The following is an 18,379-nucleotide window of genomic DNA, read 5'->3' on the forward strand; positions in this document are numbered from 1 at the left end:
AGGCGAAACCCGAGGAATGCGAATTGAATCTCTTAGCTGTTTACTGGGTCACACACAGGTTCGATCCAAGTAAAATTCGCAGCTAAGACTATTGCTTACTAAAAGGATAGCATTATGAGAACTGTAGATTTCACTCCACTTTACCGCAACGCAATCGGCTTCGATCGTCTATTCAACATGATGGAAGCGAACACATCGAAGAACTCTTCTGGCGGTTACCCACCATACAACATCGAGCAAAAAGACGAGAACAACTACCGTATTACTATGGCCGTTGCTGGTTTTGCTGATGACCAATTAGATCTGACTCAGAAAGAGAATATGCTAATTGTGAAAGGTGAGCGTAAAGCAGAAGCAGAGAAAACCTTCGTATACCAAGGTATCGCAGAGCGCGATTTCGAACGTAAATTCCAACTGGCTGACTACGTAAAAGTGGTAGGTGCAAGCATGGAAAACGGTCTTCTTCATATCGACCTAGAACGCGAAATCCCAGAAGCGATGCAACCACGTAAGATTGCTATTAATGGTAATGGTCTAATCGAAGGCTAATACCCGTCATACTTGAAGCTACAGCGTTGTTGACGTCGTAAATTCCCCCTAATCACATAGGTTCCCTATGCTCATAGGGTTGAATTTTCTAGTCGCCTAGCTGAACCCCCAATTATTTAGGGTATTCAAGTGACAAAAACTATCGGGAAGTAAAAGTGAAAGAGCACCAGTACCTTGAAGAAGGTCGGTGCTCTTTATTGTATTTGGCCTACAGTAACCTAAAAGGTTTTATTACTGTTCTGAGTAAGCCTTTTTCACTTCTTCAGCAATGATATTAATGCCTTTCTGCATCGCTTCATCGTCTTGTACGTAGTTCATACGTAAGCACTGGTGAGCATGATCCCACTCGTCTTCTTGGCCGATAAAGAAGTATTCACCCGGAACAATCAATACGCCACGAGCTTTGAGGCGGTCGTACAGCTCCATGGTGGTAATCGGCAGTTCATCAAACCATAGCCATAAGAAAATCGCGCCTTCAGGCTTGTGGATACGGAAGCGAGGGTCGTCGATCGCTTCTTGTAAAAGCTCAACTGCACGTAGAGATTTATCTTTATAGAAAGGTTTGATTACCTCGCTGCTTAAGCGCAGTAAATCGCCTTTTTCAATCATGTGGTTAGCAATCGCAGGACCAACACTATTGGGTGCTAGGCTGATGATGCCATTCATGTTGGTCAAAGCTTGTGTTACTTCTTCACTCGCAATCACGATACCGCAACGCACACCCGGCAAACCAAGCTTAGAAAGGCTCATGCACAGAATCGTATTTTCATTCCAGAACGGTTCGACATCTTCAAAGATGATATTTGGAAACGGCAGGCCGTAAGCATTGTCGATCAGCAGTGGGATGTTGTTTTCACGCGCCAGTTTATCCAATTTACGTACTTCTTCGTCGGTCAGTACGTTACCCGTTGGGTTGGTTGGACGAGATGCACAGATAGCCGCGACTGAGTCATCAACCTTTAGTTGTTCAAAATCGACGTGATATTTGAACTGACGGTTTTCTAGCAGCTCGATCTCTGGGTGGTAAGAGATAAAGATATCGTCATCAATACCCGCGTCGCCGTAGCCGATGTATTCCGGTGCGATCGGCAGTAGGATTTTCTTGTGCGAACCGTCAGGCTGTTGGCCTGCTAGCAGGTTGAATAGGTAGAAGAAGCCACTTTGACTGCCATTAGTCAGGCTGATGTTCTTCTCGCTGATGTCCCAACCATAGGTCTCTTTCAGCATTGCCGCTAACGATTTGATGAAGCTGTCTTTACCCTGCGGACCATCGTAGTTGGCGAGGGCGGCGATGAGTTCTCCACTGGCGAGCATGTCGGCACTGGCTTGGTTAAAGTAATCGAGCATGGCAGGGATAGCTGCTGGGTTGCCACCACCGAGCATGATAGCGCCAGGAGTGCGCAGGCCATCATTCAAATCATCCATTAAACGAGTGATTCCAGAGTATCGATTAAACTTTTCGCCAAACTTAGAGAACTGCATTACTAATTTTACCTAATTCATTGTGATTGCTTGTTACGTGTCATTAAGGCAGACCTTATGTCTGCCATCAGTGTATTCCTTGAACATACCGCAATGTTTTTGCGACGCATAGCGCCAAATGCTCTAACACGTAAAAAACTTCTATAAAGTTTGGTTAATGAGTAACAGCTTGCTTATTGAACGAACCTTTAGCGATAAAAAAGGAGAAGCCTAAGCTTCCCCCTTTAGTTTCTGGTGTTTATGTTAATGAAGGTTTAGTTCGAGCCGGTATAAACGACTAATACCTTGTCATCTTGGTATTGGCGTTCGAACGCATAGTAGCCCTTGCTGTTACGAATGATGTGCTTACCTTGGGCTACCGCTGGGTGGCGTTGGCGGAATTGGCCAAGCGCTTGCCAGTGTTCCAGCAACTCTGCCCGTTCGCCGGTGATTTGATCCCAAGGCATGTCAGAGCGAGTGCCTTGCATTGGGTCGGAGCCTGTTGGGCCGAAATCACGAGCGATTTCATCACCGTAATAGATCTGCACGGCACCGGGAGCCAGCATCAACGCGTTTGCAGCTTTGGTTTGTTTTGCAAAGTCACTGCCGTGTTGTGTCCAGAATAACGAGGTGTCGTGAGATGAAAGGTAACTCAACACGTTGAACTCGCTGTCACTGTTGATCTTGTCTGCGTAGCGCAGGTAGTCAGCATCGAGATCGGATAGACACTTAAGTGCTTTGGGTGCGATATCACTCTGGAATTCAAAGTTGATGATCGAATCAAACCCGTTAGCGAAATAGTCTGATTTCACCACGCTGTGTGCCCATACTTCACCCGTCATCCAGAATGGTAGGTCATCCAACGCTTTGTCTGGGTTGTTTTGCTTCCATTCTGCAAGCGCTTGGTTAGTGCTCTCTTTAAGCTCTGCCCACGCATCTAACTCAACGTGCTTGGCGGTATCGACCCTAAAACCATCAACGCCATATTCACGTACCCAATCCGATAGCCAAGTGATGAGGTGTTCACGAGGCGTTTTAAGTTCATCCGTCGCGCTGGTGGACTTGTTGCGATAGAAATTAGGTAGCCCAGTTGTCTCTGTCGATTCTGTTTTGAAATCGGGTAGGTGTGCCAAAGACATGGTCAGGTTGTTGTAACCCGGAGAGTCATAAGCACCAATGTCGCTGCGCAACCAAGCTTTACCCCACCATTTCTCCCACGCTTCTTTGTCACTGTAAGATATGTAGTTATTGAAGTAGTGCCAGTTCTGGCCTGCTTCTGGTTGCCAATCTGTCCAGTTTTCGCCGAGGGTTTGTTTAGCTTGTTCATCCGTGAGGTTGAGTTTGCCGAAGTCGAACTCTTGCATGTCGGCAAGCGTAGCGTAGCCAGTGTGGTTCATCACCACGTCCCAAACAACACGAATGCCTTTGCTGTGCGCGGTATCGATGAAGGTTTTCAGCTCGTCTTCGGTACCCATGTTGTCATCGAGCTTGGTCCAATCTTGATGGTAGTAGCCGTGGTAGCCGTAGTGTTTGAAGTCACCGCGATCACCGCCGCCAACCCAGCCATGGATCTGCTCTAGTGGAGAGGTAATCCAGATGGCATTGGCACCGAGTGATTCTATGTAGTCGAGTTTTTCGGTTAACCCGGCTAAGTCACCACCGTGGAAGGTGGCTATTTCATCTTGTCCATCTTGGCTACGATTGTAACTGTTGTCGTTATCAGGGTTGCCATTGTGGAAGCGGTCGGTCATCACGAAGTAAACCGTGGCGTTGTCCCAACTAAAATCGGCTTTGGTTTCTGGTTCTACTTTCTCTAGTAGCAGAACACCTTGGCTGTTTTCTGCTGGCTGCATGGTGACGCTGCCGTTGGTAACTGTGACTTGTTTTCCTGAAAGGGCGTCTCTTACCAAGGTGCCATCGTCAAAGGTCTGAGCAACATCGATAGTGGTTGGCTGATCACTAGGAACCGGACAAGCAAAGCTTTGTACTTGTTGCTGCTTTGGCTTTATCTGAACCGTGAGTTCATTGGTCTGTGGGTTGAGCGTAAACTGGTAGGTGTTAGCGCGAAAGACCTTGATGGCGATTTCAGAATTCTCGGCACAGTCGTCTAGACGAAGGGGTTTATTGAATTTGATGCGACTCTCTTCAGCCAAAGCATAGTTAGTACCACAGGTCTTTTGAGCGTCGCTGATAGAGAAGGTATAGCTACCTTTGGCGAGTTCCTGTTCTGCAATTACGGTGCCTTTACCTGATGATTCAAATACGACAGTGTCGTTATCAATTGTCAGTAATAGGTTATTGTCACTGGTTTGGCTGCATGCGCTGAGTGCGAGCATTGAAAGCGCGAGTACTGTTTTTTTCATTGTTCCCTTCCCCTGAATAAACAGGTTATTTATAGCAAACAATGCCCTCTACAGTCTGAGTGCTGTTTCATTCAGTTAATCAATAATACCTCTACAAACAAATGCTTGGTTCACAAAAACAAAAAGGGAAGCTTTCGCTTCCCTTTGGGTGTTTACCGTTAGTTACTCAGAGTATGACTTAGAGCAACTGTCTCACTCGTGCTTATTTTTGCAGTAGAGAGATGTCAGCAATCTGTAGGAACAGGTTACGTAGGTTGTTCAGTAGCGTTAGACGGTTTTTCTTAAGCGCTTCGTCATCAGCCATAACCATCACGTTATCGAAGAATGCATCAACGGGTTCACGTAGATCAGCAAGCTTGCTTAGGGCTTCTTGGTAGTTGCCTGTCGCGAATGCTGGTTCTAGTGCTTCCGTCATTACTTCAACGTTTTCAGCCAGCGCTTTCTCTGCGTCTTCTTGAAGAAGAGCTAGATCGATTTCAGCGGGTAGATCGCCATCGAATTTCGCGAGGATGTTACCTACACGCTTGTTCGCTGCTGCTAGTGTTTCTGCTGCTTCCAGTTCACGGAAATGAGAAACCGCTTTAACACGTTGGTCAAAGTCAGCTGGCTTAGTTGGACGACGTGCTAGTACCGCTTGGATGATATCAACACTGAAACCAGCATCTTGGTACCATGCGCGGAAACGACCTAGCATGAAGTCGATAACGTCAGCTTCTACGTTGTCGTTAGTTAGCTTGTCGCCTAGTAGCTCTTTCGCTTTACCGATCAGATCGGTTAGGTCTAGGTTGTAGCCGTTTTCAACGATGATACGTAGCACACCTAGTGATGCACGACGTAGAGCGAATGGGTCAGAACCTTTTGGTGCTTGGCCAATACCGAAGATACCCACGATAGTGTCTAGCTTGTCTGCCATTGCTACAGCAGAAGATATGCCAGTGCTTGGTAGTGTGTCACCTGCGAAACGAGGCATGTACTGCTCGTAAAGTGCTAGTGCTACTTGCTCGTCTTCACCATCGTGCGTTGCGTAGTGCATGCCCATCACACCTTGAGTATCCGTAAATTCGAATACCATTGATGTCATTAGGTCACACTTAGCCAATAGGCCAGCACGCTTAGACTTTTCAACGTCAGCATCGATTTGCTCAGCAATGTAGCCTGCAAGCTCTGTGATGCGGTCTGTTTTGTCTTTGATCGTACCCAATTGCTTCTGGAAGATAGCTTGGTCTAGTTCAGCAAGACGGTCGATAAGCGGACGCTTACGGTCTGTGTTGAAGAAGAACTCAGCATCAGCAAGACGTGGACGAACAACCTTCTCGTTACCTTCGATTACGTGACGAGGCTCTTTAGACTCGATGTTCGAAACGAAGATGAAGTTTGGCAGAAGGTTCTTATCAGCGTCATACACTGGGAAGTACTTCTGGTCGCCTTTCATGGTGTAAACCAACGCTTCAGAAGGCACTTTTAGGAACTCTTCTTCGAACTTCGCTGTCAGTACTACTGGCCATTCAACCAGAGATGTTACTTCTTCAACAAGGTCATCTTCTAGGTCAGCTGTACCGCCAACCGCAGCTGCCGCTTTTTGCGAATCAGCAAGGATGATCGCTTTACGCGCTTCGTAATCTGCCATTACTTTACCGCGCTCTTCTAGGATCGCAGGGTATTGGTCAGCAGAGTCGATTGTGAACTCTTGTTCGCCCATGAAACGGTGGCCACGGATAGTACGAGCAGAAGCTACGCCTAGGATTTCGCCTTCAACAAGCTCATCACCTAGTAGTACTGTCAGTGTTTTCACTGGACGGATAAATTGAATGTCTGAGTTACCCCAGCGCATTGCTTTAGGAATTGGTAGGCCAGCCAGTGCTTTCGCAGCGATGTCCATCACCAATTCTTGAACTGGTTTGCCAGCCACTTCTTGTTTGAAAAGAAGCCACTCGCCTTTGTCTGTTTTCAGACGGTCAGCTTGCTCAACAGTAATACCGTTACCACGAGCCCAACCTTGTGCAGCTTTAGTCGCGTTGCCTTCAGCATCGAATGCGACAGAAATTGCAGGACCGCGCTTCTCAACGACTTTGTCTGCTTGGCCTTCAGCCAGTGCCGTCACTTTAAGTGCTAGACGACGAGGTGCTGCGTACCACTTGATGCCTTCGTGAGAAAGTTCAGCCGTTTTAAGACCTGATTCAAAGTTAGAAGCAAAGGCTTCAGCTAGGGAACGAAGTGCCGTTGGTGGAAGCTCTTCCGTACCCAGTTCAATTAGAAAATTCTTCGCCATGATTATTTATCCTTCTTACACATTGGGAAGCCAAGCGCTTCACGTGACGCGTAGTACGCCTCTGCAACAGCTTTAGTCAGGTTGCGGATACGAAGGATGTAACGTTGACGCTCTGTTACAGAGATAGCTTTACGCGCATCAAGAATGTTGAATGCGTGACCTGCTTTTAGAATGCGCTCGTAAGCTGGAAGCGGCAGTGGCTTCTCAAGCTCAAGTAGCTCTTTACACTCTTTTTCGCACTGGTCGAAGAAAGTGAATAGGAAATCTACGTCTGCGTGCTCGAAGTTGTATGTTGATTGCTCAACTTCGTTTTGGTGGAAGATGTCACCGTAAGTCACGTTAGAACCGTCTGGTGCTACGTTCCATACAAGGTCGTAAACAGAGTCTACTTCTTGGATGTACATTGCTAGACGCTCGATACCGTAAGTGATCTCACCAGTTACAGGCTTACACTCAAGACCGCCAACTTGTTGGAAGTAAGTGAATTGAGTCACTTCCATACCGTTTAGCCATACTTCCCAACCAAGACCCCATGCGCCTAGCGTTGGGTTTTCCCAGTTGTCTTCTACGAAGCGAATATCGTGAACAAGTGGGTCGACACCAAGAACTTCAAGCGAGCCTAAGTACAACTCCTGGATGTTATCTGGAGAAGGTTTTAGGGCTACTTGGAATTGATAGTAGTGCTGCAGGCGGTTCGGGTTTTCACCGTAACGACCATCGGTCGGACGACGAGAAGGTTGAACGTATGCCGTAGACATTGGCTCTGGGCCAAGTGCACGTAGACATGTCATTGGGTGAGAGGTGCCAGCACCTACTTCCATATCTAGTGGTTGAACAATGGTACAACCGTTTTGTGCCCAGTAATCCTGCAGCGCGAGGATCATTCCCTGGAAGGTTTTGATATCGTATTTTTGCATAGTCAGGTTCGCGCGATTCTTTTAAATGAATGAGAAAAATAACCTCTGAGTATACCGAGATATTGGTAAAGCGAGTAGGGGTAATCTTGTTTAATTAGTGGTCTAAAATGTCGTTTAGTGGATTTTTTTGCCTTTAATGTTTGTTTTTCGGCACAAGTGGATATTTTGATAACTTTGACACTTGTGTTTGAAAGCGTGGGTGATTAAAATCTCGTGGTCTTTGGGGAGTAGCTTACTTATTCATATCCTATTGAATGAGTTCGTCCGTCAACATAATTGATGCAAAATCATCATGGCGTTCGAGGCAACCACCACCTTGGTGGCGCTTAGCAAGACCTTAGACAAGCATCGTGAACCGGGATGGGGCGCGAGGTTTGTCTTTGGTTAAATATAATAATCTCCGTCCCAAATGAGCATGTCGTGAGCGTTTTAGCAATTTCAATTACAACTGTCGCCTTAGCCGAGATCGGTGATAAGACTCAGTTGCTATCCCTTTTATTAGCCAGTCGATATCGCAAGCCGATACCTATTATCGCGGCTATCTTCTTTGCCACCATTGCCAATCATGCTCTTGCTGCATGGCTCGGTGTCGTTATCGCGGATTACTTATCTCCTGAAATCTTAAAATGGGTGCTGGTGGTCAGTTTCATTGCGATGGCGGGCTGGATTCTGATTCCGGATAAGTTGGATGACGATGAGCAGATCTCGAATCGAGGCCCATTTGTTGCCAGTTTTATCGCTTTCTTTATTGCGGAGATTGGCGATAAGACTCAGATTGCGACCTCCATTCTAGGGGCTCAATATTCTGATGCATTAACGTGGGTGATTCTGGGTACTACCATCGGTATGTTGCTGGCGAATGTGCCAGTGGTGATCATTGGTAAGTTATCGGCTGATAAGATGCCTCTTGATCTGATTCGCAAGATCACCGCCTTGTTATTCGTAGGTTTGGCTATCGCAGCGGCTTTCTATTAAGCGGTGGTATTGAGTCTTATTATACTCAACCAGTAGAGTAATGTGTTGTAGGTCATACTCTTACAGTATTGTCGGGTTTATCGAGCGAATGGACATATAACTGTCATACTTGTCATGATATTTTAATCTTGTGAGTTAAGAACACGAGGGCATGATTATGTTGACGCGTTATATGGGTATTACTCCACAAAGCCAAAGTTATCTATTTACCTTTGGTCTTGCACTTACACTATTAGGCATGGTGTTGACGGACATGTGGCTACCAATGGTGGCTGGTTCGATGATCATGACTGGGCTTGCGGTAGAGGCCTGGATTCGAGTGGCGCATATTATTCCTATGCGCAAAGATATCCGAGAAATTCAGCATCAGCTTGAGCATCTGCAAAACAAGTCTAGAAACGAATAAATAAAAAGCCGCTCGTACTCTGAGTTCTGTTGAAGAACATAAGGTACGAGCGGCTTTTTTGATGCTTGATACTCGGTGGGGCGTTATGCCTCCAATCCCTTTCTGATCAAATACTGGTAAGGCAACGTTTCTGTCGCTTGACCTACCAACTGGTGATCCATGAATCGACAAAAGCTCGGGATATCTCGAGTTGTCGAAGGATCGTCAGCTTTTACCAGTAACACATCGCCATCCTGCATGTTTCTAATTGTCTTCCTGACCATCATTACTGGTTCCGGGCAACGCAGGCCTTCAGCTTCTAAAGTATGGGTTGCCAGTTCAGGTTTGAATGTCATGGTTTGTATCTCTATATCTATCTAACGAGTGAATAATACGTCTGCAGAAAAAATATGCAATAAGTGCTTGGCAAACAGAATCATTTCCTATAACTTAGTTAACAAGTTGATAACAACTTGAAACAAAGGCAACTAGCTAAGGAGTGGCGATGTTGACAGGATTAGATAGATTAACAATTTATTCAGTTCTCTGTTTTATTTCTTTCTGTGCGTTAGTTTTACGCTCATCGACAGAGACCTCACTGATGCCTATCTTTGGCATAGTAGCAACGATTATTGGTATTTGGGTAGAGATGCGCCGTTGGCAAGGTATAGCCGAAGAGCAAGAGCACTAACCCGAATACAACAAGAAAATTCCGATACGACAACATTCCGACACTATCCCCAGATTTTCTTGGGCTTCCCCGCATAATTGCGGGATTTTTTTTATCTAAAGCATGCTATAAACAACTTAGTAACTAATGACAGTTATATACAACTAGGTAAGTGGCGTGGAATTAGAAGACATCTATCGTAGAGACCTTAATTTATTGGTCGCCTTAAAAGTATTGATTGAAGAGGGCAGTGTTAGCCAGGCTGCGCTTCGTCTTAACTTAAGTCAATCGGCAACCAGTCGAGTGTTAGGGCGCTTAAGAGAACTACTTAACGATCCGCTGTTTACGCGCCAAGGTCAGCACCTTATTCCCACCAAAAAAGCACTCGAAATCAGTCAGCGTATTGATCAGCCTTTAGAGTCATTCCGCCAACTGCTGAGCCCGAGTGATTTCGATCCTTACTATTGCAGTGAACGCTTTCTGATTGCGACTACTGACTACGCGATGCAAACCATCTTGCCTTATGCATTACCTAAGATTTATGAACAAGCGCCGAACATATCTTTGGAGTTTGCACCGCTACAGCATGAGCATTTGTTTAAACAGCTCAGTACCGAACGTGTTGATATGGCGATCTGTCGACCGAGTGGCAGCGTTGCACCACTTCATCAAGAGGTCTTGGGGCCGGTCGGTGTGTCGTGTCTGTTATCTAAAAATCATCCGTTAGCCGATCGATCGTTAAGCCTTGAAGACTATGTTTCACTCCCGCATGCGATGATTGCGATTAGTGATGGTGTTAAAGCGTTATTAGATAATGCTTTAGCCAATCAAAACCCACGTAAAATGGTGCTGCGTGCTTATCACCTTGAAGCTGCATTAGCGATTGTCGATAGAATGCCGTTGGTGATCACTGTACCAGCCGATCTGGCTTATTTGGTGGCAGAGCGCTATGACTTGGTTGTTAAGCCATTACCATTTGAGTTTATGCCGTTTGATTACTCACTGATCTGGCACTCGCGTTGCGATTCTTCTGCTTCACAACAATGGTTAAGAAGAGTGGTTAAAGAGGAGTGTGGCGAATTGATTCAAAAGCGTATTGCGGATGTTGGCTTAGGTTAACTGGGACTTAGCTTTGGTTTACTCGATCCTAATGACAAAAACACAAAAGGGCTGATTACTATCAGCCCTTTGTTATTTTGTGTTATCCAAATCTAAAGCTGTTGCTTAAGGTTTGATAACTTTATGTTTGAGAATCTATAGTTTAATGACTACGCGACCAGTGATTTGACCGTTAGTGATGTCTTCTGCTGCTTGAATTGCACCGTCTAAAGACACTTCTTTGGTTGCTTGCGCGTAGAAAGACTCAGGTAGCAATTCCGCTAGTTGTTCCCACGCTTTAATACGTTTTTCACGAGGGCACATTACCGAGTCCACACCTTGTAGGCGAACGTTACGTAGAATGAATGGCATTACCGTGGTTGGTAAGTCAAAACCGCCTGCTAGACCACACATTGCAACCGCACCGTTGTAATCAATTTGCGCCAATACTTTTGCAAGTACTTTGCTACCTACAGTATCGATAGCACCAGCCCACAGTTGTTTCTCAAGTGGCTTCGCCGGTTCTTCTAGTTCAGCACGCTCTACAATACGTGTTGCGCCTAGTGATTTTAATAGCTCGCCATTTGCAGAAGCACGACCAGTCACAGCTGCGACTTTGTAGCCCAGTTGGTTTAGTAGAGTGATAGACACGCTGCCTACGCCGCCACTTGCACCTGTTACTAGGATTTCACCGTCTTCTGGTTTGATGCCAGCATCTACAATAGCTTGAACACAAAGCATTGCTGTAAAGCCTGCTGTACCAATAGCCATTACTTTTTTAGCGTCTAGACCTGATGGCATTGGCACTAACCAATCACCGTTTAGGCTTGCTTTCTCCGCCATGCCGCCCCAGTGGCCTTCACCAACACCCCAGCCAGTTAGAACAACTTCGTCGCCCGCTTTGTAGCGTGGGTCTTCAGATTGTGAAACCACACCAGAAAGGTCGATACCAGGAACCATAGGAAAGTTACGAACAATGCGTCCTTTACCTGTAATCGCCAAACCATCTTTGTAGTTCAAAGAAGAGTAACTTACATCAACCTTCACGTTACCTTCTGGTAATTGAGACTCATCAATTTGAGAAACTGACGCGATAGTTTTTTTGTCTTCTTGGTTTAGTACAAGTGCTTTAAACATGATCTGCTCCGTGGGAGGAATATTAGGAAACTGAAGTAACTTTAGTTGAATCACCGAAGAAAAAATAATGAAACATCAACATTGAGTCTATGCATTTTGTGCATAGATGTGGGTGGCGCTTTTTCTCTTGCTAAGTTCGCTGAACGAATCGATACATTATTGGACGCCGAGCAATAAAAAGTGCAGCTATATAAATATAGCTGCACAAAATATTACCCTACAAGTATTACAATCAACGAGCGCTATGGGCGTTCAAATACCGTTGCAATACCTTGGCCTAAACCAATACACATGGTTGCTAAGCCGTATTTCACGTCTTGTGCTTCCATTAGGTTAATCAGGGTTGTTGAGATACGAGAGCCAGAACAGCCTAGTGGGTGACCCAGTGCAATGGCACCACCGTTAAGGTTTACTTTCTCGTCAACCACATCCAGTAGACCTAGATCTTTCGCACATGGAAGAGATTGAGCAGCGAATGCTTCATTCAACTCAATAACACCCATATCTTCAATCGTTAAGCCTGCACGTTTCAGTGCTTTCTTGGTTGCTGGTACTGGGCCGTAACCCATGATAGAAGGGTCGCAACCTGCAATAGCCATAGACTTCACGCGAGCACGAATCTTAAGGCCAAGCGCGTTGGCTTTTTCTTCACTCATGATAAGCATTGCAGAAGCGCCATCAGACAGTGCTGATGAAGTACCTGCTGTTACCGTACCATTTGCTGGATCGAATACTGGGCGAAGCTGAGACAAGCCTTCAACAGTAGTTTCAGGGCGAATGACTTCATCATAATCCAGAGTGAACAGTGAACCGTCTGCCGCGTGAGCTTCTGTTGGTAGGATTTCATTCTTGAAACGACCTTCAACCGTTGCTGCTTGAGCTCTAGCGTGTGAGCGTGCTGCGAATGCGTCTTGATCTTCACGGCTAATACCGTGCATTTTACCAAGCATCTCAGCCGTTAGGCCCATCATTCCTGCTGCTTTTGCTACGTGCTTAGACATGCCTGGGTGGAAATCAACACCGTGGTTCATTGGCACATGGCCCATGTGTTCTACACCACCGATCAGGCAGATTTCAGCATCGCCAACCATGATAGAGCGGGTTGCATCATGCAGAGCTTGCATAGATGAGCCACATAAACGGTTGACCGTTACCGCACCAATCTCAATCGGGAGACCAGCAAGCAAAGCAGCGTTACGTGCGACGTTGAAGCCTTGCTCTAGCGTTTGTTGTACACAACCCCAGTAAATGTCTTCAATCTCGACAGGGTTTACTTCTGGGTTGCGCTCTAAAATGCCTTTCATCAAATGTGCAGACAGATCTTCAGCACGAGTGTGACGGAAAGCTCCACCTTTGGAACGTCCCATTGGGGTACGAAGGCAATCAACAACAACTACATTATTCATTTTGCTATTCCTTTTCCAAATGTGGGTTACAGAGAACTGGCTTGTTGGCTGTCGTAAAAGCTTTCGCCTTTCGCTGCCATATCAAGCAATAGTTGAGGAACTTGGTACATTGCACCTAAGTCTTGGTAGCTCTTCGCCATTTCAACGAAGTTACCAATACCCACACTGTCTAAGTAGCGGAATACGCCGCCTCTGAATGGAGGGAAGCCTAAACCGTAAACCAGTGCCATATCCGCTTCTTGCGGTGTCGCGATGATGCCTTCTTCTAAACAAAGCACCACTTCGTTGATCATAGGAATCATCACACGTTGGATAATTGTCTGGTCATCAAAGTCTTGTGGCTGTTGGCATACGTCAGCCAAGATAGGAAGAATGTCTTCAGAGAAGGTTTTCTTCGGGCGACCGCGTTTGTCTACGCTGTACGTGTAGAAACCGCTGCCGTTCTTCTGGCCGTATTTCTCAGCGACGTAAAGCGCGTCAATTGCATCACGACCTTCTTTACCCATACGCTCAGGGAAACCTTGCGCCATTACTGCTTGTGCGTGGTGTGCTGTGTCTAAACCTACAACGTCTAGCAAGTAAGCAGGGCCCATTGGCCAACCGAACTTACGCTCCATGACTTTATCGATCTTCGTGAAGTCAGCACCGTCACGTAGCAACATGCTGAAACCGCCAAAGTAAGGGAAAAGTACACGGTTAACGAAGAAGCCTGGGCAGTCGTTAACAACGATAGGGGATTTACCCATCTTCGCTGCGTAAGCAACCACACGATTGATCGTTTCTTCTGAAGTATGCTCGCCACGGATGATCTCAACCAAAGGCATGCGGTGCACTGGATTAAAGAAGTGCATGCCACAGAAGTTCTCTGGGCGCTTCAAAGATTTCGCTAACAGGTTAATCGGAATCGTTGAGGTATTTGATGTTAGAACCGTGTCTTCACCAACTAAACCTTCTACTTCGCTCAGTACGGCTGCCTTTACTTTAGGGTTCTCTACTACCGCTTCCACAATCACATCTGACTGCTCAACACCTGCGTAATGTAGGCTTGGAGTAATAGAAGACAGAATACCTGCCATCTTGAATCCATCGAGACGACCGCGCGATAAACGTTTATTCAACAGCTTAGAAGCTTCATTCATTCCTAGATCAAGTGATGCTTGTGCGATGTCTTTCATCATCACAGGCACGCCTTTCAATGCTGACTGGTAAGCAATACCGCCACCCATGATGCCAGCACCAAGCACCGCTGCACGTTCTGTCGATTTGTTGGCAGACTTACCAGCTTGTTTCGCTAGGCCTTTGATGTATTGGTCATTCAAGAATAGACCGACCAATGCTTTTGCTTCTTCAGATTTCGCTAGCTTAACGAAGTGTTTACGCTCTATATCCAATGCTGCATCGCGATCGCTACGTGCTGCTTCTTCGATAGCGATAACCGAAGTGATTGGTGCTGGGTAATGAGGCCCTGCTTTTTGAGCCACTAAGCCCTTAGCCATCGTAAAGCTCATCATCGCTTCTAGTTTGCTTAATGAAAGCGCTGATGTTTTTTGTTTACGGCGTAGCTGCCAATCAAGTTTCTCATTAGCTGCTAGAGAAACAGTGTTAATCGCTGATTCTAGTAGTTGGTCGGTTTCAACAATCGCATCTAACAAGCCAACTTTAAGTGCTTCATCAGCACGACATGCTTTGCCTTGCGTGATAATTTCCATTGCGCTGTCAGCACCGATAACACGTGGCAGGCGCACACAACCACCAAAGCCAGGCATGATGCCAAGTTTGGTTTCTGGTAGGCCTATGCTGGTGGTCTTGTCACCGATACGGAAATCGGTCGCTAAGACACATTCACAGCCGCCACCTAGGGCATGGCCACGCATCATTGAAAGAGTTGGGACAGGAAGGTCTTCGAGCTTGCTGAAGATTGAATTCGCGAATCTTAACCATTCATCAAGTTCTGCTTCTGGCTTAGCAAATAGGCCAAGAAATTCAGTGATGTCTGCGCCTACGATGAACGCGTCTTTGTTTGAAGTTAAGATTAAGCCACGTAATCCAGCGTGAGCATTAAGAGCATCTAACGCTTTATCTAGTGATTCTAAAGTAGCAAGGTCGAGTTTGTTTACAGAGGCTGGCGCACAGAAGCTAAGTTCTGCAATACCGTCTTGTAATTCCTTTACCTGTAAGGTGTTAGCTTGGTAAATCATTGTCTATCTCCATGACATACAATCCACGATTGTTTGAGAGAATCTTGTTATCTTTCTATTATTGTAGAATACCTGGTAAGACCAGTTATCTTAGTCTGTACCTCTGCTTGGTGAATTTCAATACATTTTTTAAACAATTGTTTAACATTGTGCGATGGCACAGATCCTCTAACCCTTATTATTCACGCGTGATACACTTCGCCGCTCTTATTAATTAAGTTAACGATATGAATGAACAGCCCTATTTAATACCGTCTGCGTCGGCTCTGTTTGAAGAAGAGATAAAGAAGAGCGTCTTCATTACTCATCTTGCTCACACTCCAAGTGTAGAAGCTGCTAAACAGTTCTTAGAACAGGTAAAAAAAGAGCATTCATCAGCACGACATAATTGTTGGGGTTTTACTGCAGGGCGACCTGAAGACTCAATGAAATGGGGCTTTAGTGATGATGGAGAGCCATCTGGTACTGCGGGTAAGCCTATCTTGGCGCAACTGTCTGGTTCTGGTGTCGGTGAACTGACGGCTGTTGTCACTCGTTATTCAGGCGGAATCAAGCTTGGAACGGGTGGCCTAGTAAAGGCGTATGGTGGTGGAGTACAACAAGCTCTCAAGCTGCTTCAAACTATCGAGAAAAAAATAACCACAAAATTACGGCTAGAGTTAGACTATGGCTTTGTGCCAATCGCGCAATCCATTATGGCTCAGCATCAGGCTGTTGAAGTCCAAGCGGATTATGGTGTTCAAGTTGAGCTTATTATTGAAATAGAGCTCCTTCAGGTAGATTCGTTTACCCAAACCATGATCAATAAAAGCGGTGCCAAGGCACTGGTAACGAAAGTCAAAGACAACTAGGAAGTGTGAAGCATTTCGCTTCGTTCAATAGCTCATGCAATTTCGCTCAATTATTCGAATCGTCGGATTATTATTAGCACTTTTTAGTGTATCAATGCTCGCACCTGCGCTCGTCGCACTGATCTATCGAGATGGTGCGGGTGTGCCATTTGTGACGACTTTCTTCGTTCTATTATTTTGTGGAGCAACTTGCTGGTTTCCAAACCGACGCTATAAACATGAATTGAAGGCGCGAGATGGCTTTCTCATTGTGGTGTTGTTCTGGACGGTAATCGGCAGTGCAGGCGCATTGCCGTTTTTGATCGCGGATAATCCGAGCGTTTCGGTTACTGATGCCTTTTTTGAATCGTTTTCTGCATTAACGACGACAGGTGCAACTGTAATTGTTGGCCTCGATGACCTACCTAAGGCAATTCTATTTTACCGTCAATTCCTACAATGGTTTGGTGGTATGGGCATCATCGTATTGGCGGTAGCCATCCTTCCTGTTCTGGGTATCGGTGGTATGCAGCTATATCGTGCTGAAATCCCGGGTCCAGTAAAAGACAGTAAGATGACTCCGCGTATCGCTGAAACGGCAAAAGCGCTGTGGTACATCTATCTCAGCCTAACGATTGCTTGTGCAGTAGCGTTTTGGTTAGCGGGTATGAGCTTCTTTGATGCGATCAGTCATAGCTTCTCGACTATCGCAATTGGCGGCTTCTCAACACACGATGCAAGCATGGGTTATTTTAACAGCCCGGCTATCAACATGATTACGGTTGTGTTCCTGCTTATATCTGCGTGTAACTACTCACTTCACTTTGCAGCATTTGCTTCTGGTGGTGTGCATCCTAAGTATTACTGGAAAGATCCTGAATTCCGCGCCTTTATCTTTATTCAAGCAGTCTTGTTCTTAGTTTGTTTCTTATTACTGCTTAATCACCACTCTTATGACTCGTATTACGATGCTTTTGATCAAGCCTTGTTCCAAACGGTATCTATATCAACAACCGCAGGCTTCACCACCACAGGTTTCTCTGAGTGGCCGTTATTCTTACCTGTGCTGCTTCTGTTCTCTTCTTTTATAGGTGGCTGTGCAGGTTCAACGGGCGGTGGTATGAAAGTCATTCGAATCTTATTGCTTACTCTGCAAGGTGCTCGTGAAATGAAGCGTCTTGTTCACCCGCGTGCTGTCTATACCATCAAGGTTGGCGGTTCTGCGTTACCACAACGTGTTGTTGATGCGGTTTGGGGCTTCTTCTCTGCATATGCATTGGTTTTTGTGGTTTGTATGTTGGCTCTTATTGCTACTGGGATGGATGAGCTGAGTGCTTTCTCTGCTGTAGCGGCAACATTGAATAACCTTGGCCCGGGCTTAGGTGAAGTGGCAATGCACTTCGGCGATGTGAATGATAAGGCCAAATGGGTGTTGATCGTATCTATGCTGTTTGGTCGTTTAGAGATATTCACCTTATTAATTTTATTGACCCCTACGTTTTGGCGTAGCTAAGGACAACATTGTGGCAAAAGCTCTATTTTTGTATTCAAGCCGTGAAGGGCAAACCAAGAAGATCTTGAACTATATAAAAGAAGAAATGAATGAGTTCGAATGTGAGCTTCAAGATCTGCACACTATTAGTAATGTCGACTTTGCTCAATACGACAGAGTGTTGATTGGTGCATCTATTCGTTATGGCCATCTTAATAAGAAGCTATATCAGTTCATTGATGCCAACCTTGCTCAGTTGCAATCCAATAAGGTTGCCTTCTTCTGCGTTAACTTAACGGCTCGTAAAGAAGACCAAGGCAAAGACACCCCTGAAGGTAGTGCCTATATTAAGAAGTTTCTTCTTAAGTCACCATGGCAGCCGACTCTAATCGGTGTATTCGCTGGTGCCATCTATTACCCACGTTATAACTGGTTCGATAAAACCATGATTCGCTTCATTATGAATATGACTGGTGGAGAAACGGACACAACCAAGGAAGTTGAGTATACGAACTGGGAAAAAGTCTCTTTATTCTCTAAGAAATTGCAAGAGATGTAAGAGAAAAGCCTACTTTTGAGGCGTTTTGTGCTCTTTTTAATCGAACGAATAAAAAAACGAGAAAAACTTT

At 45.6% G+C, this 18,379-nt stretch carries 16 protein-coding genes; 8 read left to right on the forward strand and 8 right to left on the reverse strand.

The window, feature by feature from the left end; all coding sequences use genetic code 11:
• The first annotated feature begins 114 nt into the window (after nt 1-114).
• Nucleotides 115-549, forward strand: a complete 435-nt coding sequence (locus OQJ75_RS18605; RefSeq protein WP_060983461.1) for an Hsp20 family protein — start codon at nt 115-117, stop codon at nt 547-549.
• Between the two features lie 231 nt (nt 550-780).
• Here OQJ75_RS18605 and OQJ75_RS18610 read toward each other — a convergent pair whose 3' ends face one another.
• The 4 genes from OQJ75_RS18610 to glyQ form a co-directional block, all read right to left on the reverse strand.
• The gene (locus OQJ75_RS18610; protein ID WP_265974305.1) at nt 781-2,031 is read right to left on the reverse strand and encodes a valine--pyruvate transaminase; all 1,251 of its coding nucleotides are present in this window, start codon (nt 2,029-2,031) and stop codon (nt 781-783) included.
• Nucleotides 2,032-2,285: 254 nt separating this feature from the next.
• Nucleotides 2,286-4,373, reverse strand: a complete 2,088-nt coding sequence (locus OQJ75_RS18615; RefSeq protein ID WP_265974306.1) for an alpha-amylase — start codon at nt 4,371-4,373, stop codon at nt 2,286-2,288.
• Between the two features lie 202 nt (nt 4,374-4,575).
• Entirely contained in the window at nt 4,576-6,642 is a 2,067-nt protein-coding gene (gene glyS / locus OQJ75_RS18620; RefSeq protein WP_265974307.1) for a glycine--tRNA ligase subunit beta, read from the reverse strand.
• 2 nt (nt 6,643-6,644) lie between these two features.
• On the reverse strand, nt 6,645-7,559 hold the full coding sequence (glyQ, locus tag OQJ75_RS18625) for a glycine--tRNA ligase subunit alpha (protein ID WP_009848159.1): 915 nt from the start codon (nt 7,557-7,559) through the stop codon (nt 6,645-6,647).
• Nucleotides 7,560-7,979: 420 nt separating this feature from the next.
• Here glyQ and OQJ75_RS18630 point away from each other — a divergent pair, with 420 nt between their 5' ends.
• Nucleotides 7,980-8,534 carry a TMEM165/GDT1 family protein gene (locus OQJ75_RS18630; protein ID WP_017077289.1) on the forward strand — a complete coding sequence of 185 codons (555 nt, stop codon included), beginning with the start codon at nt 7,980-7,982 and terminating at the stop codon, nt 8,532-8,534.
• Between the two features lie 151 nt (nt 8,535-8,685).
• The gene (locus OQJ75_RS18635) at nt 8,686-8,940 is read left to right on the forward strand and encodes a hypothetical protein (RefSeq protein ID WP_004736676.1); all 255 of its coding nucleotides are present in this window, start codon (nt 8,686-8,688) and stop codon (nt 8,938-8,940) included.
• A gap of 83 nt (nt 8,941-9,023) precedes the next feature.
• Here the strand turns inward: OQJ75_RS18635 and tusA are convergent, their stop codons facing one another.
• On the reverse strand, nt 9,024-9,275 hold the full coding sequence (tusA, locus tag OQJ75_RS18640; protein WP_004736675.1) for a sulfurtransferase TusA: 252 nt from the start codon (nt 9,273-9,275) through the stop codon (nt 9,024-9,026).
• A gap of 149 nt (nt 9,276-9,424) precedes the next feature.
• Here tusA and OQJ75_RS18645 point away from each other — a divergent pair, with 149 nt between their 5' ends.
• Both OQJ75_RS18645 and OQJ75_RS18650 read left to right on the forward strand, forming a co-directional pair.
• A complete protein-coding gene (locus OQJ75_RS18645; protein WP_004736674.1) occupies nt 9,425-9,610 on the forward strand; it encodes a hypothetical protein in 186 nt (61 codons plus the stop codon).
• A gap of 156 nt (nt 9,611-9,766) precedes the next feature.
• Nucleotides 9,767-10,708 (forward strand): LysR family transcriptional regulator, encoded by a 942-nt coding sequence (locus OQJ75_RS18650; protein ID WP_017077287.1) that lies wholly within the window; start codon nt 9,767-9,769, stop codon nt 10,706-10,708.
• 135 nt (nt 10,709-10,843) lie between these two features.
• On the opposite strand, the gene OQJ75_RS18655 is transcribed toward OQJ75_RS18650, so the two are convergent.
• The 3 genes from OQJ75_RS18655 to fadB all read right to left on the reverse strand — a co-directional run bounded on the left by OQJ75_RS18655 (nt 10,844) and on the right by fadB (nt 15,428).
• Nucleotides 10,844-11,824 (reverse strand): MDR family oxidoreductase, encoded by a 981-nt coding sequence (locus OQJ75_RS18655; protein WP_017073803.1) that lies wholly within the window; start codon nt 11,822-11,824, stop codon nt 10,844-10,846.
• Nucleotides 11,825-12,066: 242 nt separating this feature from the next.
• Nucleotides 12,067-13,230: an acetyl-CoA C-acyltransferase FadA gene (fadA, locus tag OQJ75_RS18660; protein WP_016784138.1), complete on the reverse strand. Its 1,164-nt coding sequence runs from the start codon at nt 13,228-13,230 to the stop codon at nt 12,067-12,069.
• A gap of 26 nt (nt 13,231-13,256) precedes the next feature.
• On the reverse strand, nt 13,257-15,428 hold the full coding sequence (gene fadB, locus OQJ75_RS18665) for a fatty acid oxidation complex subunit alpha FadB (protein WP_265974308.1): 2,172 nt from the start codon (nt 15,426-15,428) through the stop codon (nt 13,257-13,259).
• Nucleotides 15,429-15,655: 227 nt separating this feature from the next.
• On the opposite strand from fadB, the gene OQJ75_RS18670 reads away from it, so the two are divergent.
• From OQJ75_RS18670 to hemG, 3 genes are read left to right on the forward strand one after another with little or no spacing between them, the layout of a single operon-like run.
• Complete coding sequence (locus OQJ75_RS18670) at nt 15,656-16,279, forward strand: YigZ family protein (protein ID WP_265974309.1); 624 nt, start codon at nt 15,656-15,658, stop codon at nt 16,277-16,279.
• 34 nt (nt 16,280-16,313) lie between these two features.
• Nucleotides 16,314-17,771: a TrkH family potassium uptake protein gene (locus tag OQJ75_RS18675; protein WP_060983438.1), complete on the forward strand. Its 1,458-nt coding sequence runs from the start codon at nt 16,314-16,316 to the stop codon at nt 17,769-17,771.
• A gap of 10 nt (nt 17,772-17,781) precedes the next feature.
• On the forward strand, nt 17,782-18,309 hold the full coding sequence (hemG, locus tag OQJ75_RS18680) for a menaquinone-dependent protoporphyrinogen IX dehydrogenase (protein ID WP_265974310.1): 528 nt from the start codon (nt 17,782-17,784) through the stop codon (nt 18,307-18,309).
• The last annotated feature ends 70 nt before the right edge of the window (nt 18,310-18,379 follow it).

This window comes from Vibrio sp. 14G-20, assembly GCF_026241515.1.
Lineage (GTDB): Bacteria > Pseudomonadota > Gammaproteobacteria > Enterobacterales > Vibrionaceae > Vibrio.